This window comes from Massilia sp. Root351, assembly GCF_001425045.1.
Lineage (GTDB): Bacteria > Pseudomonadota > Gammaproteobacteria > Burkholderiales > Burkholderiaceae_D > Rugamonas.
On sequence record NZ_LMDJ01000002.1, the window covers coordinates 46,848 to 71,914 of the forward strand.

Annotated in this window: 19 protein-coding genes; 16 read left to right on the top strand and 3 right to left on the bottom strand. The window is 66.6% G+C overall.

Going from position 1 to position 25,067, the window contains the following annotated elements; genetic code table 11:
- Positions 1–10: 10 nt before the first annotated feature.
- From ASD15_RS05275 to ASD15_RS05325, 12 genes are all read left to right on the top strand, one after another.
- Positions 11–1,039, top strand: a complete 1,029-nt coding sequence (locus ASD15_RS05275; protein WP_057153771.1) for a DUF1611 domain-containing protein — start codon at positions 11–13, stop codon at positions 1,037–1,039.
- The gene (dgcA, locus tag ASD15_RS05280) at positions 1,029–2,015 is read left to right on the top strand and encodes an N-acetyl-D-Glu racemase DgcA (RefSeq protein WP_057153772.1); all 987 of its coding nucleotides are present in this window, start codon (positions 1,029–1,031) and stop codon (positions 2,013–2,015) included. Before ASD15_RS05275 ends, dgcA begins: the two co-directional genes overlap by 11 nt.
- Complete coding sequence (kynU, locus tag ASD15_RS05285) at positions 2,012–3,280, top strand: kynureninase (protein WP_229418072.1); 1,269 nt, start codon at positions 2,012–2,014, stop codon at positions 3,278–3,280. Before dgcA ends, kynU begins: the two co-directional genes overlap by 4 nt.
- A complete protein-coding gene (gene kynA / locus ASD15_RS05290) occupies positions 3,277–4,116 on the top strand; it encodes a tryptophan 2,3-dioxygenase (protein WP_057153774.1) in 840 nt (279 codons plus the stop codon). Before kynU ends, kynA begins: the two co-directional genes overlap by 4 nt.
- Before the next feature lie 20 nt (positions 4,117–4,136).
- Entirely contained in the window at positions 4,137–5,609 is a 1,473-nt protein-coding gene (locus ASD15_RS05295; protein ID WP_057153953.1) for a leucyl aminopeptidase, read from the top strand.
- Between the two features lie 142 nt (positions 5,610–5,751).
- Positions 5,752–8,100 carry a family 43 glycosylhydrolase gene (locus tag ASD15_RS33625; RefSeq protein ID WP_082551575.1) on the top strand — a complete coding sequence of 783 codons (2,349 nt, stop codon included), beginning with the start codon at positions 5,752–5,754 and terminating at the stop codon, positions 8,098–8,100.
- A gap of 16 nt (positions 8,101–8,116) precedes the next feature.
- Positions 8,117–8,689, top strand: coding sequence for a PEP-CTERM sorting domain-containing protein (locus ASD15_RS05305; protein WP_082551576.1), 573 nt, complete (start codon positions 8,117–8,119; stop codon positions 8,687–8,689).
- 136 nt (positions 8,690–8,825) lie between these two features.
- Positions 8,826–9,905 carry a redoxin family protein gene (locus tag ASD15_RS05310; RefSeq protein ID WP_082551577.1) on the top strand — a complete coding sequence of 360 codons (1,080 nt, stop codon included), beginning with the start codon at positions 8,826–8,828 and terminating at the stop codon, positions 9,903–9,905.
- A 180-nt stretch (positions 9,906–10,085) separates the two neighbouring features.
- Positions 10,086–12,908, top strand: a complete 2,823-nt coding sequence (locus ASD15_RS32755) for a GDSL-type esterase/lipase family protein (protein WP_162249878.1) — start codon at positions 10,086–10,088, stop codon at positions 12,906–12,908.
- A gap of 82 nt (positions 12,909–12,990) precedes the next feature.
- Positions 12,991–14,016, top strand: coding sequence for an AraC family transcriptional regulator (locus ASD15_RS05320; RefSeq protein WP_157200824.1), 1,026 nt, complete (start codon positions 12,991–12,993; stop codon positions 14,014–14,016).
- Positions 14,017–14,031: 15 nt separating this feature from the next.
- On the top strand, positions 14,032–14,151 hold the full coding sequence (locus ASD15_RS32155; RefSeq protein ID WP_157200825.1) for an AraC family transcriptional regulator: 120 nt from the start codon (positions 14,032–14,034) through the stop codon (positions 14,149–14,151).
- A 129-nt stretch (positions 14,152–14,280) separates the two neighbouring features.
- Positions 14,281–15,705: a glycoside hydrolase family 105 protein gene (locus tag ASD15_RS05325; RefSeq protein WP_057153778.1), complete on the top strand. Its 1,425-nt coding sequence runs from the start codon at positions 14,281–14,283 to the stop codon at positions 15,703–15,705.
- A gap of 29 nt (positions 15,706–15,734) precedes the next feature.
- Here ASD15_RS05325 and ASD15_RS05330 read toward each other — a convergent pair whose 3' ends face one another.
- Positions 15,735–16,685, bottom strand: coding sequence for a PDR/VanB family oxidoreductase (locus ASD15_RS05330; RefSeq protein WP_057153779.1), 951 nt, complete (start codon positions 16,683–16,685; stop codon positions 15,735–15,737).
- A gap of 10 nt (positions 16,686–16,695) precedes the next feature.
- On the bottom strand, positions 16,696–17,625 hold the full coding sequence (locus tag ASD15_RS05335; RefSeq protein WP_057153780.1) for a pyridoxamine 5'-phosphate oxidase family protein: 930 nt from the start codon (positions 17,623–17,625) through the stop codon (positions 16,696–16,698).
- 105 nt (positions 17,626–17,730) lie between these two features.
- Here ASD15_RS05335 and ASD15_RS05340 point away from each other — a divergent pair, with 105 nt between their 5' ends.
- Both ASD15_RS05340 and ASD15_RS05345 read left to right on the top strand, forming a co-directional pair.
- Positions 17,731–18,666 carry a LysR family transcriptional regulator gene (locus ASD15_RS05340; RefSeq protein ID WP_057153781.1) on the top strand — a complete coding sequence of 312 codons (936 nt, stop codon included), beginning with the start codon at positions 17,731–17,733 and terminating at the stop codon, positions 18,664–18,666.
- Positions 18,667–18,765: 99 nt separating this feature from the next.
- Positions 18,766–19,137 carry a DsrE family protein gene (locus ASD15_RS05345; RefSeq protein WP_057153782.1) on the top strand — a complete coding sequence of 124 codons (372 nt, stop codon included), beginning with the start codon at positions 18,766–18,768 and terminating at the stop codon, positions 19,135–19,137.
- Here the strand turns inward: ASD15_RS05345 and ASD15_RS05350 are convergent.
- Positions 19,116–21,629, bottom strand: coding sequence for a glycoside hydrolase N-terminal domain-containing protein (locus ASD15_RS05350; protein WP_057153783.1), 2,514 nt, complete (start codon positions 21,627–21,629; stop codon positions 19,116–19,118). The two genes, ASD15_RS05345 and ASD15_RS05350, sit on opposite strands and share 22 nt — an antisense overlap.
- A gap of 379 nt (positions 21,630–22,008) precedes the next feature.
- Between ASD15_RS05350 and ASD15_RS05355 the strand changes: the two genes are divergently transcribed.
- Both ASD15_RS05355 and ASD15_RS05360 read left to right on the top strand, forming a co-directional pair.
- Positions 22,009–22,338 (top strand): L-rhamnose mutarotase, encoded by a 330-nt coding sequence (locus ASD15_RS05355; protein ID WP_057153784.1) that lies wholly within the window; start codon positions 22,009–22,011, stop codon positions 22,336–22,338.
- Between the two features lie 234 nt (positions 22,339–22,572).
- Positions 22,573–25,059: a cellulose binding domain-containing protein gene (locus ASD15_RS05360; RefSeq protein ID WP_157200826.1), complete on the top strand. Its 2,487-nt coding sequence runs from the start codon at positions 22,573–22,575 to the stop codon at positions 25,057–25,059.
- The last annotated feature ends 8 nt before the right edge of the window (positions 25,060–25,067 follow it).

The following is a 25,067-nucleotide window of genomic DNA, read 5'->3' on the forward strand; positions in this document are numbered from 1 at the left end:
GGACTTTCCCATGCTATTGCTACGTAAACCCTACCTGCTTTTCCTCGGCGACGCCACCTCACCCGTCACCGCCAAGACCGCTCTCGGCGTGGCCGAATGGTGCCCGGCCGACGTGGTTGGCGAACTGCGCTTTGCCGGCGCCACCGTCACTACCGGCAAGCCCGCGCTGAGCGTGGCGCAGGCCGTCGCCGCCGGAGCCGGTTCGCTGCTGATCGGCATTGCACCCGCAGGCGGCCAGTTGCCGCCGCACTGGCTGCCGACCCTGATCGAGGCCGCCGCTGCAGGCCTGGACATCGTCAGCGGCCTGCATACGCGCCTCAGCGGCATACCCGAGCTGGTGGCCGCCGCCGCTGCGGCAGGCGTGCAGCTGCACGATGTGCGCCACGGCGACTGGCCGCGCGTCACCGGCACCGGCCGCAAGCGCCCGGGCCGGCGCCTGCTCACGGTGGGCACCGATTGCGCGCTCGGCAAGAAGTACACCGCGCTGGCGCTGGCCCGCTCGCTACAGGCGCGCGGCGTAGCCGCCACCTTCCGCGCCACCGGACAGACCGGCATCATGATCTCCGGCGGCGGTGTCGCCATCGATGCGGTGGTGGCCGACTTCATCGCCGGCGTGGCCGAGCAGCTTTCGCCCGACAACCACGCCGGCCACTGGGACGTGATCGAAGGGCAGGGCTCGCTGTTCCACCCCGCCTATGCGGGCGTCAGCCTGGGCCTGCTGCATGGCTCGCAGCCGGACGCGCTGGTGCTGTGCCACGATCCCAGCCGCACCCACCTCGACGCGCTGCCCGGCTATCAGACCCCGCGCCTGGAGAACGCCATTGAAATGTATCTGCAGGCCGGCCGGCTGACCAATCCCGCCGTCCGCTGCATCGGCATCAGCGTCAATTCCTCGTCGCTGGGCGAGGCCGCCTGGCGCGCCTACCGGGACCGCATCGAGGCCGAGCTGGGCCTGCCCGTGGTCGACCCCATCCGAGGCGGCGTCGAAGCGCTCGCCGCCGCCATCACACATCAACAGGAGACTTGCCATGACAATTGAATGCACCATCACGCTGGAAAGCTGGCCCTTGCAGGAACCGTTTGAAATCTCCCGTGAGACGATGACGGCCATCGACGTGCTGGTGGTGAGCCTGCGCGACGCGCATGGCACCGTCGGCCGGGGCGAGGCCGCCGGAGTGCCCTACGACGGCGAGACGCCGCAGTCGATCGCCGCGCAGATCGGTGCGGTGGCGCCGCTGCTGCGGGCCGACGTGTCGCATGCGGAGCTGGCGCAATGGCTGCCGGCCGGCGGCGCGCGCAACGCGCTCGACTGCGCGTTGTGGGACCTGCGCGCGCGGCAGGCGGGCCAGCGGGCCTGGCAGCTGGCCGGACGCGTTCATGCGGCGCCCGTGCTGACCGCCTACACGATTGGACTCGGAACGGAAGCGGATGTGCGCCGCAAGATCCGCGCCGCGCGCCACTTCCCCTTGCTGAAGCTGAAGGCCGATGCCACCCGCCACATCGACATGGTGCGCTTCGCGCGCGAGGAGCATCCGCACGCCCGGCTGGTGATCGACGCCAACCAGGCCTGGAACCGCCAGCTGCTGGAGCAGATCCTGCCTGAATTGCAGGCCCGCGGCGTGGAATTGATCGAACAGCCGGTGCCGCGCGGCAGCGACGCGCAGCTCGATGGACTGCAGTCGCCTATCCCGCTGGCGGCGGACGAGTCCTGCACCGACCGCGGCTCGCTGGACGCCCTGGTCGGCCGCTATCAGTACGTCAATATCAAGCTCGACAAGTGCGGTGGCCTGACCGAGGCGCTGGCGCTGGCGCGCCGCGCCAGGGAACTGGGCTTCGAGCTCATGGTGGGCAATATGGGGGGCACTTCGCTGGCCATGGCGCCTGCCCACCTGGTGGCACAGGAATGCACCTACGTCGACCTGGATGGACCGCTGCTGCTGCGGGAAGACCGGGCCGCAGCCATGCGCTACCAGGCTGCGTTGCTGAGCGCTGCGGAGCCGGACCTGTGGGGATGACATTTGACAGCGCAGGCATGACCCGCAAGGACTGCATCGCGCTCGATGCGCAGGATGCGCTGGCCCCCTTGCGCGCGCATTTCGAGCTGCCCGAAGGCGTGATTTACCTCGACGGCAACTCGCTGGGGGCGGCGCCCGCCGCAGCCATGGCGCGCGCGCGGCAAGTGATCGCCCAGGAATGGGGGCAGGGGCTGATACGCAGCTGGAACACGGCCGGCTGGTTCGCACTGCCGAAGCGCCTGGGCGACCGGATCGCGCCGCTGATCGGTGCCGCAGGCGGCGAAGTGGCGGTGACCGACACCACCTCCGTCAACTTGTTCAAGGCGCTGGCCGCCGCGCTGCATTTGCAGGCCCATCACCCGTCGCACGGCGGGCGGCGCGTCATCGTCACTGAACGCGGCAACTTCCCGACCGACATCTATATCGCCCAGGGCCTGTCGTCCTGGCTGGCGCGCGGCTACACGGTGAGGCTGGTCGATTCGGCCGCCGAGCTGCCAGCCGCAATCGATGCCGACACGGCGGTGGTGATGCTGACCCACGTGAACTACCGCACCGGCTACCAGCACGACATGGCCGCCGTCAGTGCGCAGGCCCATGCGCGGGGCGCGCTGATCATCTGGGATCTGGCGCATTCGGCCGGCGCCGTGCCGCTGGCGGTGGCGGCGGACGGCGCCGATTTCGCGGTCGGCTGCGGCTACAAGTACCTCAACGGCGGTCCGGGTGCGCCGGCATTCATCTGGGTGCCCCGGCGCCACCAGGCCGGTTTCATGCAGCCGCTGTCGGGCTGGTGGGGACACGCCGCGCCGTTCGACATGGCGCCAGATTTTGCGCCCGCCGCAGGCATCGGCCGCGCGCTGTGCGGCACGCAGCCCATGGTGTCGCTGGCGCTGGTCGAGTGCGGGCTGGACGTGTTCGCGCTCACCACCATGGAGGCGCTGCGCGCCAAGTCGCTGGCGCTGACGGATCTGTTCATCGGCCTGGTGGAAACGCGCTGCGCCGGCCGCGGGCTGGAGCTGGTCACGCCGCGCGAGCATGCGCGACGCGGCAGCCATGTCAGTTTCACGCACCCGCACGGCTACGCGGTGATGGCCGCGTTGATTGCGTGCGGCGTGATCGGCGACTACCGGGAGCCCGCCATCATGCGCTTCGGCTTTGCGCCCTTGTACACCGGCTTTGCCGATGTGTGGGACGCGGTGGAGATCCTGCGCCAGATCCTGGCGCGGCAGGACTACGATGTCGCGGCCGAACGCGGAGCGGTGACATGACGGCGCGGAGCGACAATGAGCAGTGGCACGGGGCGCGCATGGATTTCAGCAAGTCGATGAGCTACGGCGACTACCTCGCGCTGGACAGCATCCTCACGGCGCAGCACCCGCTGTCGCCCGCGCACGACGAGATGCTCTTCATCGTCCAGCACCAGGCCAGCGAACTTTGGATGAAGCTGATGCTGCATGAACTGCACGCCGTCCGTGCCTCGGTGCGGCAGGGCGCAGTGGCGCCCGCTTGCAAGATGCTGGCGCGGGTGGCGCGCATCATGGACCAGCTGGTGCACGCCTGGGACGTGCTGGCCACCATGACGCCGCCGGAGTACACGGCGCTGCGCCCTTATCTCGGCGCGTCGTCGGGCTTCCAGTCGTTCCAGTACCGCGAGATCGAGTTCATCCTCGGGAACAAGAATGCAGCCATGCTGGCGGTGCATGCCAGCGTGCCGGACCGCCACGCGCGGCTGGAGGAAGAGCTGAACGCCCCCTCGCTGTACGACGAAGCGGTTCATCTGCTGGCGCGCAGCGGCTTTTCCATTGCACCGCAGCGGCTGGATGGCCGCTGGTCCCGGCCCACCGAGGCAGACAGCTCGGTGCAAGCGGCGTGGCTGGAGGTATACCGCGAGCCGTCGCGGCACTGGGCACTGTACGAGTTGGCTGAAAAGCTGGTCGACCTCGAGACCGCGTTCCGGCTCTGGCGCTTCCGCCACGTGAACACGGTGGAACGCATTATCGGTTTCAAGGCCGGCACCGGCGGTACGGCGGGCGCCAGCTACCTGCGCAAGATGCTGGACACGGTGCTGTTCCCGGAACTGTTCGCGCTGCGCACCCAACTATGAAAATGAAGACGAAAGAAGGCATGGAATTCAGAATCAAGGAGCAGGACACGCGCAGCGGCTGCATCGCGGTGGGCGTCTTCGAGCAGGGCCGCCTGTCGGCGCAAGCGAAGCAGCTGGACGGCGAGGGCGCTATCACGCAAGCGATGCGCTCGGGCGACATCAGCGGCAAGCCCGGGTCCACGCTGCTGCTGCGTGGCGTGGGCGGCGTGGCGCGCGTGCTGCTGGTCGGATTGGGCGCGCAGGGCGCGTTAACGGAAGGCGCTTTCGGCGCGGCGGTGCGGGCCATGCTGGCGGCGTTCGCGCCGCTGGGGGCGGCGCAGGCAACGGTTGCGCTGCCGCTCGATGAGGTGGCGGGGCGCGGCCTGGCGTGGGCCATCGGCTGCGTGGTGGCTGCCGCGCGCGACAGCGTGTTCCGCCGCGATGGGCTAAAGAGCCGCAAGCAAGCCACGTCCGCCGGGGTGAAGCGCATCGTGCTGGCCGCGCGGCCGGATGCCGAGGCCAAGGCCGCGCTGGCCGGGGCGCTGGCCACCGCCAACGGCGTCGATCTGTGCAAGGAACTGGGCAACCTGCCAGCTAACATCTGCACGCCAGCCTACCTGGCCGAAGCAGCCCGCAAGCTGGGCCGCGAGTGGGGCACCGGCGTGCAGGTGCTCGACCGCAAGCAGATCGAACAGCTGGACATGCGCTGCCTGCTGGCGGTGGCCGACGGCAGCGACGTGCCGCCGCGCTTCATTATCCTGAAGCACATGGGCGGCAAGCCCCGGCAGGCGCCGGTGGTCCTGGTGGGCAAGGGCATCACCTTCGACTCGGGCGGCATTTCGATCAAGCCCGGCGCCGGCATGGAGGAGATGAAGTACGACATGTGCGGCGGCGCCGCAGTGCTGGGCGCCTTTCGCGCCATCGCAGAAATGGGCCTGCCCTTGAACGTGATCGGCCTGGTGGCGGCGTGCGAGAACATGCCTTCCGGGCGTGCCGTCAAACCCGGCGACATCGTCGCCTCGATGAGCGGCCTGACCGTGGAAGTGCAGAACACCGACGCGGAAGGGCGCATGGTGCTGTGCGACGCGCTTGCCTACGCGGAGCGCTTCAAGCCTGCCGCCGTGGTCGATATCGCCACGCTGACGGGCGCTTGCGTGTCGGCGCTGGGCCACCACCATTCCGGCCTGTTCACCCGGCACGACGCGGCGCACGACGCGCTGGCCGGCGAGCTGCTGTCGGCCGGGCGCGCCAGCGGCGACCTGGCCTGGCGCATGCCGCTGGGCGAGGCCTACCAGGAGCAGATCAAGTCCGAGTACGCCGACCTGGCCAACCTCGGCAGCCCCGGCGCGGGCAGCATCACGGCGGCCTGCTTCCTGGAGAATTTCACGCGCGCCTATAGCTGGGCGCATCTCGATATCGCCGGAAGCGCCTGGGGCGGGAGCGGGACCAAAGGCGCCAGCGGCCGCCCGGTGCCGTTGCTGGTGGCCTTCCTGCTGGCGCGTGCGCGCGGCTGAAGGGCGGGCCAACAGGCGGCCTTGATATCCGTTTGGATATCAAGGCGGCTGAAAACGTCATTGGACGCGAATTTTTGTCTGCGATATCGTGCAATCGGCCGAACACGGCTTAAAAAAACGATAAAAATATCGGAGACAAAAATTGACCAAGACCTTATCGCTATGGGGCGCGTGCGCCCTGATGGCCACTTCCTTGCTGTCCACCCACGCGACCAACGCCGCCGCGCAGGCAGCGCCCCCGCCCGTCACGTTCCAGAACGCCGCCGTCCATGATCCTTCGGTGATCAAGTCCGGCGGCACCTACTATGTGTTCGGCTCCCACCTGGCGTCGGCCAAATCCACCGATCTGATGCGTTGGCAGCAGATCACCGATTCGGTCAGCGCCACCAACAAGCTGTTCCTGAACGGCGCCAGCAACGTGTACACCGAACTGGCCGAGACATTCAGCTGGGCGCAGACCAGCACGCTGTGGGCGCCGGACGTTATCCGCCTGGCCGACGGCAAGTACTACATGTACTACAACGCCTGCAAAGGCGATTCCCCGCGCTCGGCCCTGGGCATTGCCGTCGCGGACAATATCGAAGGTCCGTACGTGAACAAGGGCGTGATCCTGAAGTCCGGCATGTGGGGCCAGGCCAGCCATGACGGCACCATTTACGACGCGCTGAAGCACCCCAACACGGTCGATCCGAACGTGTTCTTCGATAACGGCGGCCGGCTCTGGATGACCTATGGTTCCTACTCCGGCGGCATCTTCATCATGCAGATGAATCCAGCCAACGGCATGCCGCTGCCGAACCAGGGCTACGGCAAGCGCCTGATAGGCGGCAACCACGCCCGCATCGAAGGCGCGTACGTGATGTACAGCCCCGCCACGCAGTACTACTACCTGTTCACTTCATTCGGCGGACTGGATGCCGGCGGCGGCTACAATATGCGCGTGGCGCGCTCCGCCTCGCCGGACGGCCCGTACGTCGACGCCCAGGGCGTCAGCATGGCCAGCGTCAAGTCCGATCCCGCCAGGCCGTTGTTCGACGACGCCTCGATTGCTCCCTACGGCGTGAAAATCATGGGCAACTTCCTGTTCGAGCGCAGGATAGGCGACGCCGGCACAGGCATCGGCACCGGCTATGTCTCGGCCGGCCACAATTCGGCTTATTACGACGCGGCCACCGGCAAGCATTTCCTGATCTTCCACAGCCGCTTCCCCGAACGCGGCGAACAGCACGAGATCCGCGTGCACCAGATGTTCATGAACGCCGATGGCTGGCCGGTGGTGGCGCCGTACCGCAACACCAACGAAACCCTCACGGCGGTGCGCCGCGAATTCGTGCTTGGCGACTATATGTTCGTCAATCACGCCAAGGACATTTCCGCCACCATCAAGAAGTCGCGGCTGATCACCCTGAATACGAACGGCACCGTCAGCGGCGCCGCTTCCGGCACCTGGACCCTGACGGGCACCAACCGCATCGAGATCAACCTGCCGGGCTCGTCGCCGTTCAAAGGCGTGTTCCTCAGCCAGTGGGACGAAACCTCGAAGAGCTATGTGATGACGTTCTCCGCCACCTCGCGCGAAGGCGTTTCCATCATGGGCAGCCGCCTGATTCCCCGCACCGATGCGCAGGTGACCGCGGCCGTCTACAACGAACTTAGTCTCGGCAACACCAGCGCGGTAACCGGCAACCTGACCCTGCCGACGCTTGCCGCGCGCGACGCGGTTATCCGCTGGACATCGTCGAATCCGGCCGTATTGAGCAATACGGGCGTGGTCACCAGCCCGGCCAGCGACGTCACGCTCACGCTGACGGCCACCATCACCAAGGGCACCTCGACTGTCGTCAAGACCTTCACTGTCACGGTCCGCAAGATCGGCGGCATGCTGGCCCACTATGCTTTCGACGGCAGCCTTGCCGATTCGACCGGCACGTTCGGCGCCGGCAGTGTCATCGGCAGCAAGATCGACGCCGCAGGCGGCAGCATGGCTTACGAGGCCGGCATGAAGGGCAGCGCGGCCGTCTTCAACGGCGCCAGCGGCGTGCGCCTGCCCAATGGCCTGATCTCGACCAACAGCTACACGGTGGCCATGTGGCTCAAGCCGGCGCAGTTGACCGCCTTCACCACCACCTTCTTCGGCGCCCGCAACGGCGATTCGTGGATCAGCCTCTTGCCTAGGGGGCATGACGGTGTCGGCGGCGCGACCATGCTGTGGTCCGGCACGGCGTGGTACGACGCCGGCCTGGGCATGACTATCCCAACGGGGCAGTGGTCGCATGTGGCGCTCACCGTCAACAACGGCGCCGTCAGCGTGTACGTCAATGGCGCCAAGCGTTTCGGCGGCGTGAATTTCCCGAACGTGTTCACCACCACCAGCGGCGTATTCGCGCTGGGCGTGAACTGGTGGGACGTGCCGTACAAAGGCGCGATGGACGATCTGCGCATCTACGGCTCGGCATTGACCGACGCCGAAATTTCCAGCCTCGCGCGCTGAACCAGGGAGAAACAACATGACTGACATGCTGAAAAAGATGCTGCTGTCCTTGCTGTTCGGAACAACGTGTGCCACGGCTTCCGCCGGCGTAATCAGCTTCGACGATCTGTCCGGCGACTTCACGGAAGCGATTGCAGCCGGCTACCAGGGCCTGGTCTGGGAGAACATGGGCGCGATCCGTTCGGATGCGTTTCCCGGCAGCGGCTACGAAGCGGGTACGGTTTCGCAGGCCAACGCGGCCTACAACCGCGATGGCGGCACGGTGGCGATTTCGAAGGCGGGGGCGGGCACGTTCGACTTCGCCGGCGCCTTCTTCACGTCCGCCTGGTTCGAGCAGGAACTCGCATTCGAGGGCTACCTGAATGGCCAGCTGCTGCACGCGACGGCAACGTCCTTCGTCATCGACACTGTCACGCCCTTGTGGGTGCAGCTGAACTGGGGCGGGATCGATACGCTGGTCATCTACAACAGCAGCGGCACCCAGTGGGCCATGGACGACATGGCCGTGCCCGAGCCGCCGTCGCTGGCGCTGTTCGGCGCGGCCGCGATGGGGCTGGTGCTGGCGCGCCGCCGCTCCCGCCGTCAGTAGAGCGCTTTGTATCCCAGTGTGTCCGGCCCGCGCCTGGATACGCTGGGAGCGTGTTTTGACATGCGCTGGACATCTGCACGATACAGCTGCAAGGTGTAATGTCTGCATCGACAATCACTTCAGACGAGGCAGACAGATGAAACGCATTTCTTTGGCGCTGGCCGGCAGCTTGGCCGGCATCGTGATGGCAGCAGCGGTGGGCGGCGCCTCGGCCGCACCGGCCGCAGCTTCCGCTCCATTCCGCAGCAACCTGCCGGTGGAAGGCACGGCGCCCGGCTTCGACGGCGCGGTCACCTGGCTCAATTCGGCTCCGCTTACTTCCAGGCAGCTGCGCGGCAAAGTGGTGCTGGTCGATTTCTGGACCTACTCCTGCATTAACTGCATCCGTACCGTGCCCTACGTGCGCGCCTGGGCCAGCAAATACCGCGAGCACGGGCTGGCGGTGGTGGGCGTGCACACGCCGGAATTCAAGTTCGAGCAGGACCTGACCAATGTGAACGCCGCCGTGGGCCGCTTCCAGATCGATTTCCCGATCGCCGTGGACAGCAACCAGGCCATCTGGCAGGCATGGGGCAATCGCTACTGGCCGGCCTATTACCTGGTCGACGCCAGCGGCAAGATCCGCTACAAGCAGTTCGGCGAAGGCGATTTCGACAAAATGGAACGCGCCATCCAGTCGCTGCTGGCCGAAGCACGCGGCAGCGCGGTCGATATGGGCCTGGTGAATCCCCCCGCCACTGCCGAGCAGGCGGCGCCCGATCTCGGCAACATCCGTTCCGGCGAAGCCTATATCGGCTACCGTCAGGCGGCCAATTTCAGTTCGCCCGAACGCCTGCGGGAGGACCGTCCGCAGCAGTACACCGTGGGCGCGCTGCGCCTGAATGAATGGGGCTTGTCCGGGCAGTGGACGGTGGGCGCCGAGAGCGCGATGGCCGGCCAGCCGGATGCGGGCGTGGCGCACCGCTTCAGCGCGCGCGACCTGCACCTGGTGCTCGGGCCAGGCAAGGCCGGCGGCAGCGTGCGCATCAAGGTGACGCTGGACGGCCAGCCGCCGGGTGCGGACCACGGCGCCGATATCGACGCGGAAGGCAACGGCGTGATCAATGCCACCCGCCTGTACCAGCTGGTGCGCCAGTCCGGCAAGGTGCGCCAGCGCCGCTTCGAGATCCGCTTCCTCGACAAGGGCGCCGAAGCTTACGCCTTCACCTTCGGCTAAGCAGCTTTAATTCGACACGCGCCCAGATCGGCGGTTTACCGGCTGCCATGGTGAAATTGCTCAAAGGCGGGAACGAAACCGTGGTGTGGAATTTTATTCCTCCGCTTGGGCGATTTTGTAATTGCGCCGCAAGCTGGCCGCCGGCACAATCGGGTTCACTTTTTCTCACGAATGGCGTTGATGAACCCAGGCGCACAATTCATCCCGGCCGTCTTGCTGGCGGCGTGGGCACTTTGCTCGCAGGCCGCCGGCGCACCGGCCATTTCCCTTTACGCGGGCAAGCCTGTGCCGTCGTGGCAGGTAACCGTGGCCGGCTTCGAAAGCCCCGAGCAGGTACTGCGGGGCGGCTCGCTGACCCTGGCCAAGCCCGCAGACTCCTACGCCCCCAACGGCATGGTGGGCGCCAGCGCCGGGCCAGCCGCAGGGAAGCGAGGCGCACTGACCTTGCGCTGGAAGGACGCCTGGTTTGCCAGCCTGCGCCTGGATGGCGGCGCGCCGCTCGACCTGCGCCCCTACCTGGCCGCCGGCACGCTGGAATTCGATATCAATGTGCGCGAGCTGTCCAATGGCGGCATGTACGTCGCCATGCGCTGCGGCCCGGAATGCAACCGCAAGGTGCCCTACGTCCTGCCGGGCCGCGCGCTGCAGGGCAAGGGCTGGCAGCGCCTGTCGTTCTCGCTGTCCTGCTTTGCCCGCGAAAAGGACGACTTCAGCCAGGTGCCGATGCCGTTCGCGCTGGAAGGCAACGGCGCCGGCGAAGTGGCCGTGGCCAATGTCAAGCTGGTTCGGAAGGGCAAGCCCAATGCCGAATGCCCGGACTACCGCACCGTCGCCGTCACGCCCGCGCCGCTGACCCACGCCTGGGCGCTGGGCAAATGGGAGGCGCGCCATGAGCAGAAACTGGCCGAGCTGCGCAAGCTCAAGGAAGCAGGCAAGAATCCCGGCATCGTCTTCATTGGCGACTCCATCACCGAGGGCTGGGAAAAGGCCGGGCTGCCGGTGTGGAAGCGCTACTATGAGCAATACAACGCGCTGGCGCTGGGCTTCGGCGGCGACCACACGGAAAACGTGCTGTGGCGCCTGCGGCACGGCGAAATCGACGGCATAGCGCCCAAGGTTGCGGTGCTCATGATCGGCACCAACAACGCGGGCGACCGGCAGGACGAACCCGAGGCCACCGCCGCCGGCATCAAGGCCATCGTTGACGAGCTGCGCCGCCGCCTGCCGGACACCAAGGTGCTGCTGCTGGCCATTTTCCCGCGCGACGAGCAGCCATCGGGATCGCTGCGCCGCCTCAACGAGCGGGTGAACAAACTCATTGCCGGCTATGCCGACGGACGGCAGGTTTTCTTTGCCAACCTCAACGCCGCGATGCTGAACCCGGACGGCTCGCTGCCGCGCGAGCTGATGCCCGACATGCTGCATCCCGGCGAGAAGGGCTACGAAGTCTGGGCAAGGGAGCTGGGTCCGCACCTGGAAAAACTGCTGGCGGACGCACCCGAAGCGGCCAGGGAGGCTGTCGCATGCGCCACCAATGCCGCGCCGCGCACCGTCGACTATCCATGGATGTCGATGGCACGCTGGCGCCGGATGCACGAGGAACAGGCCGCGCGCGCCGCGCAGGGCGATATCGAGGTGATGTTCGTCGGCGACTCGCTTACCGAGATGTGGCCAAAAGCGCAGTGGGACGCGAACTTCGGACGCCTCAAGGCCGCCAACTTCGGCATCGGCGGCGACCACACGGGCAACCTGCTGTGGCGCCTGCGGAACCCGGCCATTGCCGCGCTCACGCCCCGGCTGGTGGTGTTGATGATAGGCGTGAACAACATCAATCTGTGCGGCGAACGGCCGGAGCAGGTGTTCACCGGCATCCAGGCCGTGGTGGCGCGGCTGCGCCAGCAGTATCCGGGCGCGCGCATCCTGCTCAATGCAGTGCTGCCGGAAGGCGCACTGCCGGACGCGCCCGAACGCCGCCACGTGGCGGCGCTCAACCAGATGGTCAAGACACTGGACGACGGCAAGAACGTATTCTTCCACGACTACGGCGCGCGCTTCGTCGGCGCAGACGGCAAGCTGTCGGCGCAGCTCCAGCCGGATTTCCTGCACATGTCGGAACAGGGTTACCAGGTCTTTGCCAGCGCGATCCGGCCCGATATCGAGCGCTTGTTGAAGGCTGAGCCGGCCGCAGGCGCCGCCTTGTCCGCGCCGGACGACGTGCGGGCCTTGCCGCCGCCGCCGCCCGGCTTCGCCGATCCGCAGCCCGGCGCCGCGCAAGGAACGTTGCAGGAATTTGCCTACCAGTCGGTGGTGACGGGTACGCAGCGCAAGGCCAGCGTCTACCTGCCAGCCGGTTACTCGGCCCAGCGCCGCTACCCGGTGCTGTACCTGTTGCACGGCATAGGCGGCAGCCAGGATGAATGGCGCGGCTACGTGCGCGCCAACGCGGTGCTCGACCGGCTGATCGCCGGCGGCGAGGCCGTGCCGATGATCGTCGTCATGCCCAACGGCCGGGCGCTGGCCGACGACCGGCCGCCGCCGGCCGAACGCACCTTCTCGCCCGGACACGTGGCGGCGTTTGCGGCATTCGAGCGCGACTTGCTGGAATCGCTGATACCGGCCATCGACAAGGCCTACCCGACCCTGGCCGTGCGCGGCCAGCGCGCCATCGCCGGGCTGTCGATGGGCGGCGGCCAGGCGCTGAACTTCGGCCTCGGCCATCTGGACACGTTTGCCTGGGTGGGCGGCTTCTCCTCCGCGCCCAACACGCGCCCCGCAGCGGTCTTGCTGCCCGACCCGGCCGCTGCGCGCCGCCAGCTGCAACTGCTGTATCTGTCGTGCGGCAGCCAGGACGGGTTGATCGGCGTGTCGCAGCAAGTCCGCCGCTACCTGCGCGAGCACGGCGTGCCGCATGTCTGGAATGTGGACGGTTTTGGACATGACCGGGACAGCTGGGCCGAAAACCTGCATCACTTTGCCCGGCTGATTTTCCGTCCGGCGCGTTGAGCCTGCGCGCGGCCGGATTCGCCCCAAGCGGCTGCTGCCGGCTGTTATGATGCGAGGGAGAATGTAACTTTTTAGTGTTGAAATGCAAGATTTCTACAAGAAGGCGTTGCTGGCGCTCCTTCTGCTGATGGTGGCGGATATGCTGCTGGCGTGCCTGTTCGTGTTCCGGAGCTACCCCTCGTATTCCCTGCTGCCGGCGCAGGGGAGCGGCCCCAGCTGGCATTACCGGACCTATTCCGACGTGTCCACGCATGGCACATCGAGCGTGCGGCTCCACAGTTCGACGCGCGAGCGCCTGCGCTTTAACTTCCGGCTGACCGACGCCGCTCCCCATCCCTACGTTTCAACCGAGCTTGTGCTGGACGACAGGCAGGGCCGGCAGGCCCACGCGGACTGGTCGGCATACAGCACCATCACCTTCCTGGCCAAGTGCGCGCCGGCCGGCTCGATGACGCTGGTTATTTCCACCTTTGACGAAGCAATCTCGCGGCCCGGCAAGTTCGAGACCTACCGCTCGCCGGGCACCTATTTCCCCTGCAACGAGCGGGGCGTGCCGGTGTCGCTGGACCTGGCGCGGCTGACGCTGCCGGACTGGTGGTTCGAGCAGATGAAGCTCGACCTGTCGCACCAGGGCTACACGCTGGACAAGGTGGCGAAAATCGTTTTCGGCACCAGCGCCCACAGCGCGCGCAACGTCGATTCCTATCTTGAAATCAGCGGCCTGACCTTGCGCGGCCGCGATTACCGCTATCTGGCGGCGCTGGCCGCCATCATCCTTGCAAGCTGGCTGGGATTCGGCCTGTGGTTTGTCCGGGGGCATGCGCGCGCGCTGGTCGCCAGCCTGGATCACAAGATGAAAAAGGACCTGCCGCTGGTGGCATACCGCCAGTTGACGCTGGAACCTTACAGGGACAAGGAGAAGGCGTCCGTATTGCGCTTCATTGCCACCAACTATACCGATACCGCACTGGATCTCGAGCGCGTGGCAAATGAAACCGGCGCCAACCGCAACAAGGTCAATGAAGTGCTGAAAGCGGAACTCGGCATGACATTTACGAGCTACCTGAACAAGCTGCGGTTGACGGAAGCGGCGCGGCTGCTGGCCTAGAAGAACGGCGCGGCGGTGGCGGAGATCGCCTATTCGGTCGGCTACGCCAACGTGTCCTATTTCAACAAGCTGTTCAAGGAAGAATACGGCTGCACGCCGAAAGCCTTCCGCTCCCTCGCCACGCCCGCGGCCTAGCCGAGCCGCTGCAGGCGCCTGAGCGGTCGGCCGGCCTTTTAGTCACGATATTGATCGCTGCGATCATTCTTTGTCGAATATCCTAGTGCCCATGCAAGGCACTTATTATTCGACAAGGAGACGTATCAGATGAATGCTTCGACGCTGCGCCGCTGTGTGACCGGTGCGCTGGCCGCCGGCCTGTTCCCGGTGGCGCTCAACGTATCGGCCCAGGAAGCGCCCGTGGCCCAGGAAAAAGGTCCGGCCCCGGCCGACGCCATGCTGCATGCGCTGGCGGTGACCTACCCGACTCCTTACCGCGCCATGGAAACCGCCGAAGTGAAGGCGGTGCTGGACCGCGTGTTCGCCTACCTGGACAGCACGACGCCCGCTGAACTGATCAGCAAGAGCAGCGGCGCGGCGGTCACCGACCTGTCGCGTGCCGACCCTGATACGGTGCTCAAGCCGGGCGACTTCCGCCTGACCAGCTACGAGTGGGGCGTGACCTACCTGGGCATGCTGGCCGCCGGCGCAGCCACCGGCGACCAGCGCTACACCGACTACACCGTCAAGCGCCACCAGCTGCTGTCGCAGCTGACCAAGGCCTACTACCCGGCGGTGAAAGCCGACCCGAAGAACGCGCACGCGCCGATCAAGAGCTTCCTCAATCCGCACGCGCTGGACGACGCGGGCGCGCTGTGCCACAGCTTCATGAAGGCCAAGCTGGGCGGCTCGCCGGTCGATTACGGCCAGATGATAGGCATCTGCGGCGACTTCGTCACCAAGCAGGAATACCGCCTGAAGGACGGCACCCTGGCGCGCGGCGGCCCGGACGGCAAGGGCGGCGTGAAAATGCGCCCGCTGCCGGACACGCTGTGGCTGGACGACATGTTCATGGGCGTGCCGACCATGGCCTACTTGGGTGCCGTCTCCGGCGACCGCAAGCACTTCGACGACGCCGGCAAGCAGGTGCTGCAGTTCTCCAAGCGCATGTTCAATCCGCAGCTGGGCATCTATATGCACGGCTATGTGGAAGGCCTGCGCGACCATCCAGAGATGCACTGGGCGCGCGCCAACGGCTGGGCGGTAATGTCCATGGTGGAGATCCTGGAAGTGCTGCCGAAGAACCACAAGCACTACAAGGCGGTGCTCGAGCAGCTGCGCGCCCACATCAAGGGCCTGGCGTCGTACCAGACCCGGGACGGGTTCTGGCACCAGCTGATCGACCGCCCGGACACCTACCAGGAAACCTCTGCCACCGCCATCTACACTTATGCCATTGCGCGCGCCGTGAACCGCGGCTATGTGGATGCGCAAATGTATGGCCCGATGGCCAACCTGGCCTGGAACGCGGTGGCCAGCAAGGTCACCGCCAACGGCCAGATCGAAGGCATCTGCGTCGGCACCGGCATGGCGTTCGACCCGGCGTTCTACGCTTACCGGCCCACCAGCGTGAAGGCGGCGCACGGCTACGGCCCGGCACTGCTGGCCGGCGCCGAGATCATCGAGATGAACAAGAAGTTCAAGTTCGGCCTCAATGACAGCGGCTTGATGTACCAGGGGGCGCGTCAGTAGGGCGGGCGGCCGCAGTCCGTAGCGGCCGGTCACAGTTCCAGCACCAGCCTGCTGGATTGGCCGGTCTGGCCGGCCCATGAGACGCAGGTGCACATGCCTGCGCTTCGCATGGCCGGTGTCAGGCACACGTCGCGGTGCTGCGGCCGGCCCTGCAGGACAGGGGTGTAGCAGCTGCCGCACTCGCCGCGCTTGCATTCGTAGGAAACGAATACATCCGCCGCAATCAGCGCGTCCAATATTGACGTGCCTGGCTGCACTTCCACCGTCATCTGCGACAGCGCCAGTTCCACCGTGAGCGGGGCGTCCTCCGTCTGCGCACGGGGGCCGAAGCTCTCGAAGCGCATCGCGCCGGCCGGCCATCCGAGCTGCGAGCCCGTTTCGGCAAGGCTTTGCAGCAGCGCCACCGGGCCGCAGGCGTAGAATGTGCCGCCCGCGCGGTAGGGGCCGAGCAGGGCTGCAAGGTCGGCGCGGCCGTCTTCCTGCGACAGGTGCGGAACGATGGCGGCGTGCGGGATGGCGCGCAGCTCCTCCATCAGGACCAGCCGGTCCGCGCTGCGCGCCAGATAGTGCAGTTCGAACGGCATGCCCAGCGCATGCGCCATCGATACCAGGGGCGTGATGCCGATGCCGCCGGCGATCAGCACCACGCGCGCACTCTCCTGCGCAGCGCTTAGTGGAAAACTGTTGAACGGGCCGCTCACTTCGAGCGTGCTGCCGGCGCCGAATTCGTCGTGCAGGCAGCGCGAACCGCCCTTGCCGTGCGCTTCGCGCTGCACGGCGATGCGGTAAGTATCGGCCGGTCCCGCTACGCCGACCAGCGAATAGTGGTTTTCGAAAACGGTGCCGTCGGCAGCGGCGAAGCGCAGCACGATGTGCGCGCCGGGCTGCCAGTCCGGCAGCGGCGCGCCGTCCTGGCGCCGGATATGGAACTCCTTGACGGCCGCGCCGAGGGCGGCCACGCTGGCGATGACATGGCTCATGACCCAGGCCTCAGGCATGCGCCGGCGGGTTGAACGGGGAGGCGTCCAGATACTCCCATTCCAGCGGCTGTGGCGTGTCGCGCAGTATCCATTGCCCCACTTTGAATTCCCAGTAGCGGCGGGTGCCGCCGGTTTCGTTGTGCGGATCGTCCTGGTCCCATTGCACCGTGGCCGTGCCGGTCAGCTGCAGCAGCTGGCCGTGCACGAAGTCCGGGATGCACAGGCCGGCGCGCGGATCGGCAGTGATGTTGCCCAGCGTGTTGAACAGGCTGTTGCCGTGGTAGTCCGGGATGCGCAGCGTGGTGTCGTCCACCACCTTCACGAAGCCGGGCGTGCCGCCGCGGTGCGAGGCGTCGGCCCCGCTGGCCGTGTTATGGCTGGCCACGAAGACGGTGTCGGCCTGCTGGACGATGTCCGCCACCGTGCCGCGCAGCACCGTGCCATGCGCCGCCTGTACCGGCAGCGCCGGCTCGCCGGCCTGGCGCAGGTGGCGGCGCTGGATGTACTTGGGACAGTTCGGATAGGCCTCGCGGATCGCCACTTCGGCGCCGTGCGCATCGAGGTGCTGCACCGTGCCGTTGACGCGGTAGCGGCGCCGCGAACCGAGTTCGATGAACAGCATGCCGAGGTCGGAACCGGTTGCCAGGTTGGCCCACAGCGGGTCGGCCTGGTCGCGCTCCTTCTCCGCCACGTCGATCACGATGGCGCGGCCGCTGTCGGTGTGCAGGAAGCCCGGCTTGCCGAACACCAGCGAGGACCATACCTTGCCGTCCGCGCCGACGCTGGCCAGCACCGCCATGAACTGCTTGGCGATGAAGGGACGGGCGCCGCCGATGACGGTGTCCGTCAGCACTGCGATATTGCGGTCGGCGATGGCGGTCTCGCCTGCGCTTTGCTGCACCGCGCGTTCGCCGGCGTGAAAGAAATTGTGCTCGTTCATGACGCTCTCCCATCGGTATGATTGCTGTTGATGCTATTGTGCGAAATAATTCGGCAAACAAGAATGGGCGCCGTACGCAAATCACCATTTCGCCTGGAGTAATGAATGGATCAAGTCCACTTGATGAATGTGTTTGTCGCCGTGGGGGAGGAGGAGAGCTTCGCGGCCGCCGCGCGGCGCCTGGACCTGTCGCCGGCGGCGATTACCCGCGCCGTGTCGGCCCTGGAGGAGCAACTGGGCGTCAAGCTGCTGCTGCGCACCACGCGCAACGTCAGGATGACGGAAGCGGGGCGGCGCTATATGGACGACAGCCGCAACATCCTGGCCAGCATCGCCGAGGCCAACGAGGCCGCCGCCGGCGTCAATTCGGCGCCCAAGGGCAATCTGTCGGTGACGGCGTCGGTGCTGTTCGGCAAGTCTTTCATCATGCCCTGCATCGTCCATTTCCTGGAACGCTACCCGGAGGTGGAGGTGTCGGCTTATTTCCTGGACCGGGTGGTCAATCTGGTTGACGAGGGCATCGATGTCGCGGTGCGCATCGGCCACCTGCCGGATTCGAGCCTGAAGGCGCTGCGGGTAGGGCAGGTGCGGCGCGTGCTGTGCGCGGCGCCCGAATACCTGGCCAAAAACGGCGTGCCCCAGCATCCGGCCGACCTGCTGCGCCATACCATTATTGCCGCCAGCGGCATTTCGCCGCGGGTGGAGTGGAAATTCGGCGCGGTGGACGATCCCACCATGGTGCGCATGAAGCCGCGCCTGATGGTGACAAGCAACGATTCAGCCATCGACGCCGCCGTGGGCGGGCTGGGCATCTGCCGCCTGCTGTCCTACCAGATCGCCGGCGAGCTGCAGGACGGGCGCCTGAAAATCATCCTGGCCGAGTATGAAGAGGCGCCGTGGCCGGTGCACGTGCTGCACCGGGAAAGCAAGTTCGGCTCGTCGAAAGTGCGCAACTTCATCGACCTGCTGGCGGCCCACTTGCGGGCGCATCCGCATTTGAACACGCCAGCTACTGTTCCCTCTGGCGAAATAATCAATTGACTCCGGCGCTGTTTCTCTCGCTGTTCCAAGTGCCTAGAATGGCCTCATCCGCTGCACTGTGCGGCGGGCCAGTCTGACCAACCAACGAGGGGAACCACCATGAAAGCAGCCATCATCATCCTGTCCGATCCCAAAGCCGGCGAAGAGGCTCTGGGACGCATGTTCAACGGCCTGGCCGCCGCCTACGATTTCAAGCACAAGGGCAGTGACGTCGGCATCTACTTCCAGGGCACCGGCACCCGCTGGCCTGGCGTGCTGGCGGCGGAAAGCCACCCGATCCACGCGCTCTACAAGGCAGTGGAAGACAAGGTGGTCGGCATTTCCTGCGGCTGCGCCGACGTGTTCGGCGCCCGCGAGGAAGTGGAGAAGGCGGGCTTCGACCTGATCACCGACAACAGCGTGCCCGGCACGTCCGGCCTGCCCAGCATCGCGCAGATCGCGGCGGACGGCTACACCGTCTTCACTTTCTGAGCAGGGCGCACGCGGTAGGATTTTCCCTTGGCCGCGTCGAACGCCAGCGTGTAGCCGATTGCGCTGCGCCGGCTGCGCGCCTTGACGCCATCCACGGTCACCGGCGCCGCCGTGCGGATCACGCAGCGGCCGCCCCGGCGGGCCTCGATGCGGGCCTCCTGCAGGCTGCCGTCTTTCCAGCCCAGGTCCACCACGAAGTTGCCGCGCCCGACCAGCCCTTTGACTTCGCCGTCCCGCCAGGCCGCCGGCAGCGCTGGCAGCAGGTGCAGTTCGTCGTTCTGGCTTTGCAGCAGCATCTCGATGGCCCCGGCCGTGCCGGCGAAGTTGCCGTCGATCTGGAACGGAGGATGGGCGTCGAACATATTGGCGTAGGCGCCGCCATGCGAATCGCCCTCCCTGGTCAGCCGCAGCAGGTCGCGGAACAGCTTGTAGGAGCGGTCGCCGTCCAGCAGGCGGGCCCAGAAGTTGACCTTCCACGCCAGGCTCCAGCCGGTGCCTTCATCGCCGCGCAGTTCCAGCGCGCGGCGCGCGGCCTTGGCCAGCTCCGGCGTGGCCAGCGGCGAAATGATGCGCGCCGGGTGCAGCGCGTACAGGTGCGACACATGGCGGTGATGCGGCTCCACCTCGTCGAAGTCCTGGTACCACTCGAGCAGCTGGCCCTTCGCGCCTATCTGGAACGGGAACAGCTTTTGCCCGGCCGTCTTCACTTCCTTTCGGAACGCGTGGTCGGTGTTCAGCACCTTCCCGGCCGCATCCAGGTTGGCAAACAGGTCGCGGGCGATCGACATGTCCATGGTGGAGGCCACGCTGACGATGCCGGTTTTCCCGTCGCCGTAGCGGAACGCGTTTTCCGGGGAGGTCGATGGCGCCGTCACCAGGCGGCCTTGCGCATCGGGCTGCAGCCAGGCCAGCAGGAAGCGGGCCGCGTCCTTCATCACCGGATAGGATTGCTTCAGGAACTCGCGGTCGCCGGTGAACTGGTAGTGTTCCCACAGATGGCGCGTCAGCCACGCGCTGCCCATCGACCAGTTTGCCCATTTGGGATCGCCTTTGCCGAAATCGCCAACCGGGTTGCTGGCGGCCCAGATGTCCGAATTGTGGTGCACCACCCAGCCCGGGGCGTGGTAGAACGACGCCGCCGTTTCGCTGCCGGTGACGGACAGGTTGCGGATCAGGTCATTCATGGGCGAGAACAGTTCGCTCAGGTTGGCGCTTTCCACAGGCCAGTAGTTCATCTGCACGTTGATGTTGGTGGTGTAGTTGCTGCTCCATGGCGGACGCACGTGCTGGTTCCAGATGCCCTGCAGGTTGGCGGGGGCGTCCTTGGTGCGGGAGGAGGAGATCAGCAGGTAGCGGCCGAATTGCACGTACAGCGCCTCCAGGGCGGGATCGGACTGTCCGGCAGTGTGCTCGGCCAGGCGGCGGTCGGTGGGGATGGCGCTGCGGTCGGCTGCGGCTTGGCCCTTGCCCTGGTCCTTGCCCCGGTACTGGCCCAGCGTCAGCGACACGCGGTCGAAGTAACTGTGGAAGTCGGCGATGTGCGCTGCGCGCAAGGCCGCGTAGCCGCGCTGCGCGGCGCGCTCCAGGTGGCCGGCGGCCAGCGCGTGCTGGTCCTTGCCGGCGCTGTCCGGACACCGGTCGAAGCCGGCGAAGCTGGTCGCGGCCGACAGCAGCAGCACCACTTCCGACGCGTCGCCCACCTGCAGGCGCTTGCCTTGCGTGGCCAGTGTGCCGTCGGTGGCGACCGGCTTGACCATCAGTTCATAGCGCATGCCCTTGCAGCCGGACGGATCGTCCTGCGCCACGGGTTCCACGTTGTAATTGATGTAGCTGGGGTCGACGCGGGCTGGCGCCTTGCCGCGCAGCGTCAGCATATTGTCCGCAGCAGTGGCCTCGGCGCGCAGCTGGCTGCGGGTTTCCAATGCGAGGTTGAGCGCGCGCGGCCGGTCGGCCGAGATGCGCACCACGATCACCTGGTCCGGGGCGGAGGCGAACACTTCGCGCCGATAGCGAACGCCGTTGGCGGTGAAGCTGGTGGTGGCGATGCCGTCGCGGATGTTCAGGTCACGCCTGTAGCCGGCGGCGGTGGCGCCCTTCAGGTCTTGCTGGATCAGCAGGTCGCCCAGCGGCATATAGCTTTCCGTGTAGCGGCCCTGTATCTTGTGCGTCAGCGCATAGGCGGCGGCGTAGTCGCCGCCGGCCAGCGCCTGGCGCACCTGGCCCAGCGCTTCGAACGCCCCCGGATTGACGTTGCTGCCCACCGGCCCGCCGCTCCACAGCGTCGCTTCGTTCAGCTGCAGCAGCTCCTGCTCGGGGCGGCCGAACACCATGGCGCCCAGCCTGCCGTTGCCGACGGGGAGGGCGTCGGTCCATACGGCCGCCGGTTTGTCGTAGTGCAGGGTCAGCGCGTCCGGGGTGGTGGATAGGGAGTTGGCGCTGGCGCTGGCGGCCAGGATGGCGGCCAGCGCCAACGCGGTGCGTATGGAGATCATCGCAACAGTCCTGTACATGTCAGTGGCTCCGCCGTGGACTGCTACTGCGTGCCGGCCAGGCCTGCGGTGGCATCAGCCGGCTGTGGCGGAAGGGGCGGGGGTGGGCAGCGCCAAATCGCGGCGGTGAATTCCAACTCATTGTTTCGTCCTAAGTGTGGGCGGAAAAGCGCCGCCGTGCGGTTGGCAGCTTGCTTGACTAAGCGTGATTGTATTGTATATATTAAGTGCACTCAAACTTTTTCTCCGTTCGCCCGGTAATGGTTCAAGTACCGGCCGGCAGCGGCGCCGGCGGATCCGGGCCGCCGGGGAGTGGCCACCCCGGACGACCTGGCCGATCATGCGGCGGCATCTTTTTTATCACTTGGAACGAGGATGGATCATGGAACGCATGGGCATGGTGATCGGAATAGATCCCGCCAGAATCGATGAATACCGGGCCTTGCATGCCGCAGTGTGGCCACAGGTACTGGCCACGCTGGCGGCGGCGAACGTGCGCAACTACACGATCTTCCTGCGCGAGCCGGAGAATTTGCTGTTCGGCTACTGGGAGTACCACGGCAGCGATTTCGAAGCCGACATGCGCAGCGTGGCGGCCGACCCCGACACCCGGCGCTGGTGGACCTTCTGCGCACCGTGCCAGGCGCCGCTGGCCAGCCGCGCCGAAGGCGAACACTGGGCCATGATGCGTCCCGTGTTCCACATGGACTGAAGCAGCGGGTATTCCGGGATCGGCCAACGGAAATTTCGTTCCGGCGATTGGCCGTTTTCGTAATTGCGCTGCCTGTGCGCCCCCCGCACAATCGGGAGAGTCCACTTTAGCGAATCCCGCCGGTGACCCAAGCATACGATTCGTTACAGCGGCGTTCCCGCCGGCCTGCGCCCGGAAGGCGGCGCGCCAGCGAAGCGGCCTGCCGTTCGGCAGTATAAAAAAAGGAGAGGGAGCATGCTTTTGAAACCGATCGGTGCGCTGCTGTCGGCAGCACTGCTGATGTCGCTGTCCGCCCGGGCGGAAACGTATAAATGGGACGCCGTCGCCATGGGCGGGGCCGGCTATGTCACCGGCGTGATTCCGAGTAAATCCGAGCGCGGCGTTGTCTATATGCGCACCGACGTGGGCGGCGCCTACCGCTGGGATCCGCAGCGCGAGCGCTGGACCGCGCTGCAGGACTGGATAGGCGAGGAACGCTCCGGCTTGATGGGCGTGGAATCGGTGGCGGTCGATCCCAGGAATGCCGCCAATGTCTACCTGATGGCCGGCACGGATTACCTCAACGGCGGCAAGAGCGCCATCCTGCGTTCGCGCGACTATGGCCGCAACTTCGAGGTGCTCGACACCACGCCGCAGTTCAAGGTGCATGGCAACGGCATGGGACGGGGCAACGGCGAGCGGCTGCAAGTCGACCCGGGCGACAGCAACGTGCTGTATGCGGGCACCCGCCGCAACGGCCTGTTCAGGAGTAGCGACGCGGGCACGACCTGGAACCGTGTGGCGTCGTTGCCGGTCACCTCCACGCCGAACGACAACGGCATCGGCTTCGTGCTGCTGGATCCGGCCAGCGCCGACGGCGGTCCTGCGCAGCGCATCTTCATCGGCGTGTCTCGCCTGGAGCCGAACCGGCCCAACCTGTATTTCAGCTATGACGGCGGCGCAAGCTTCGAGCCGGTGGAAGGCGGTCCCGCTGGCTTGATGCCGCAGCGCGCCGTCATCTCACCCGAAGGCAAGCTGTATATCACTTACGCGAACGGCGCCGGCCCCCATCCCACCGCGCTGGAGGCCATGAACCAGGGCCAGGTGTGGGAATACGACGCGGCAGGCGGCAACTGGAGCAACATCACGCCGGCCGGCATGACTGGCCCATTCGGCGGCATCAGCATGGATCCGGCCGACCCGCTGCACCTGGTGGTGTCCACCACCAACGTCTGGTATCCGCAAGGCAGCGGCTATGGCGACCAGATTTACACCTCCAGCGATGCGGGGCGTACCTGGTCCAATGTAATGGCGCGCCCGTTTACCATCGACCCGAAAGGCGCTGCCTGGATTACGGGCAGCTCCATCCACTGGGCTTCCGACGTGGTGTTCGATCCCTTCGACACCAGGACAGCCTGGGTCGTTTCCGGCAACGGCGTGTTCCGCACCACCGATATCGACGCGCCGGCCACCACCTGGCATTTCGCCGTGGCAGGCGTGGAGGAGAGCGGCGCGTTCTCGGTGATCAGCCTGCCGAACGGGCAACTGGCGACCGCGATCGGCGACTACGACGGCTTTATCCATAGCGACCCGTCGCAATACGGCGCGCGCCACAACCCGGCGATGGGCACCACCACCAGCCTGGCCGCCAGCGCCGACGGCCGCGTGCTGGCGCGGACCGGCAACCAGCTCTACTACTCCACCGATACCGGCGCCAGCTGGACCAAGGCGTCCGCCAGCAATGGCAGCGCCGGCCAGCTTGCGCTGTCTGCCGACGGCCAGGTGCTGCTGCACAATCCCGACGGTTCATCCACCACCTACCGCTCCGCCAACTATGGCGCCAGCTGGACTACGGTGGCCGGCCTGAACCTGGCCGGCGCGCGCCCCGTCGCGGACACGGTCAACCCGCTCAGGTTCTACGCCTATGACAGCGGCACCGGGCGCATGCTGGCGAGCACCGACGGCGGCGCTTCCTTTGCGCCGCAGGGCAGTCCGGGGCTGGGTGGTTCGAAGTTCATCACGGCCACGCCGGGGATCGAGGGCGACCTGTGGGTATGCCTGCCCGGCGGGCTGGCGCACACCACCGACGGCGGCGCAACCTTCAGCAAGATCGCCGCCGTCAGCAACTGCGCCACGGCCGGCGTGGGCAAGGCTGCGCCGGGCGCCGGCTATCCCGCGCTCTACGTGTGGGGTACCGTGGGCGGCACGCGCGGCATGCTGCGTTCCACAGACCGGGGCGCGACCTGGGTGCGCGTGAACGACGACGCGCACCAGTTTGGCGGAATCGGCGCGGCCCCGGTGATTGCCGGCGATATGAACAATTACGGCGCCGTGTACATGAACGCGATGGGGCGCGGCGTGGCCTATGGCGTGGTGGCGGCGGACGGCGACGTCGTGGTCACGCCGACCGACCCGAACAGCGGGCCGCAGCAGCCGCCCAACAAATGCGAGTACGTGATCACCGCATCCTGGCAGGGCGGTCATATCGCCGATGTGCGCATTACCAACAACCGCTCCGTGTCCGTCAACGGCTGGTCGGTCAACTGGACCTACAGCGAGAACTCGACGGTGGATTCATGGTGGAACGGCGCCGTCTCGGGCACCTCGCCGAGCTTTACGGCCGCGTCCTCGGAAAGCTGGAACACCGTCATCGCGCCCGGTGCGACAGCCAGCGTCGGCATGGTCGTCGGCAATTACAACGCTGCGACGGTGCCAACTGTAAGCGGCGACGGCTGCAACTGATACCGGCC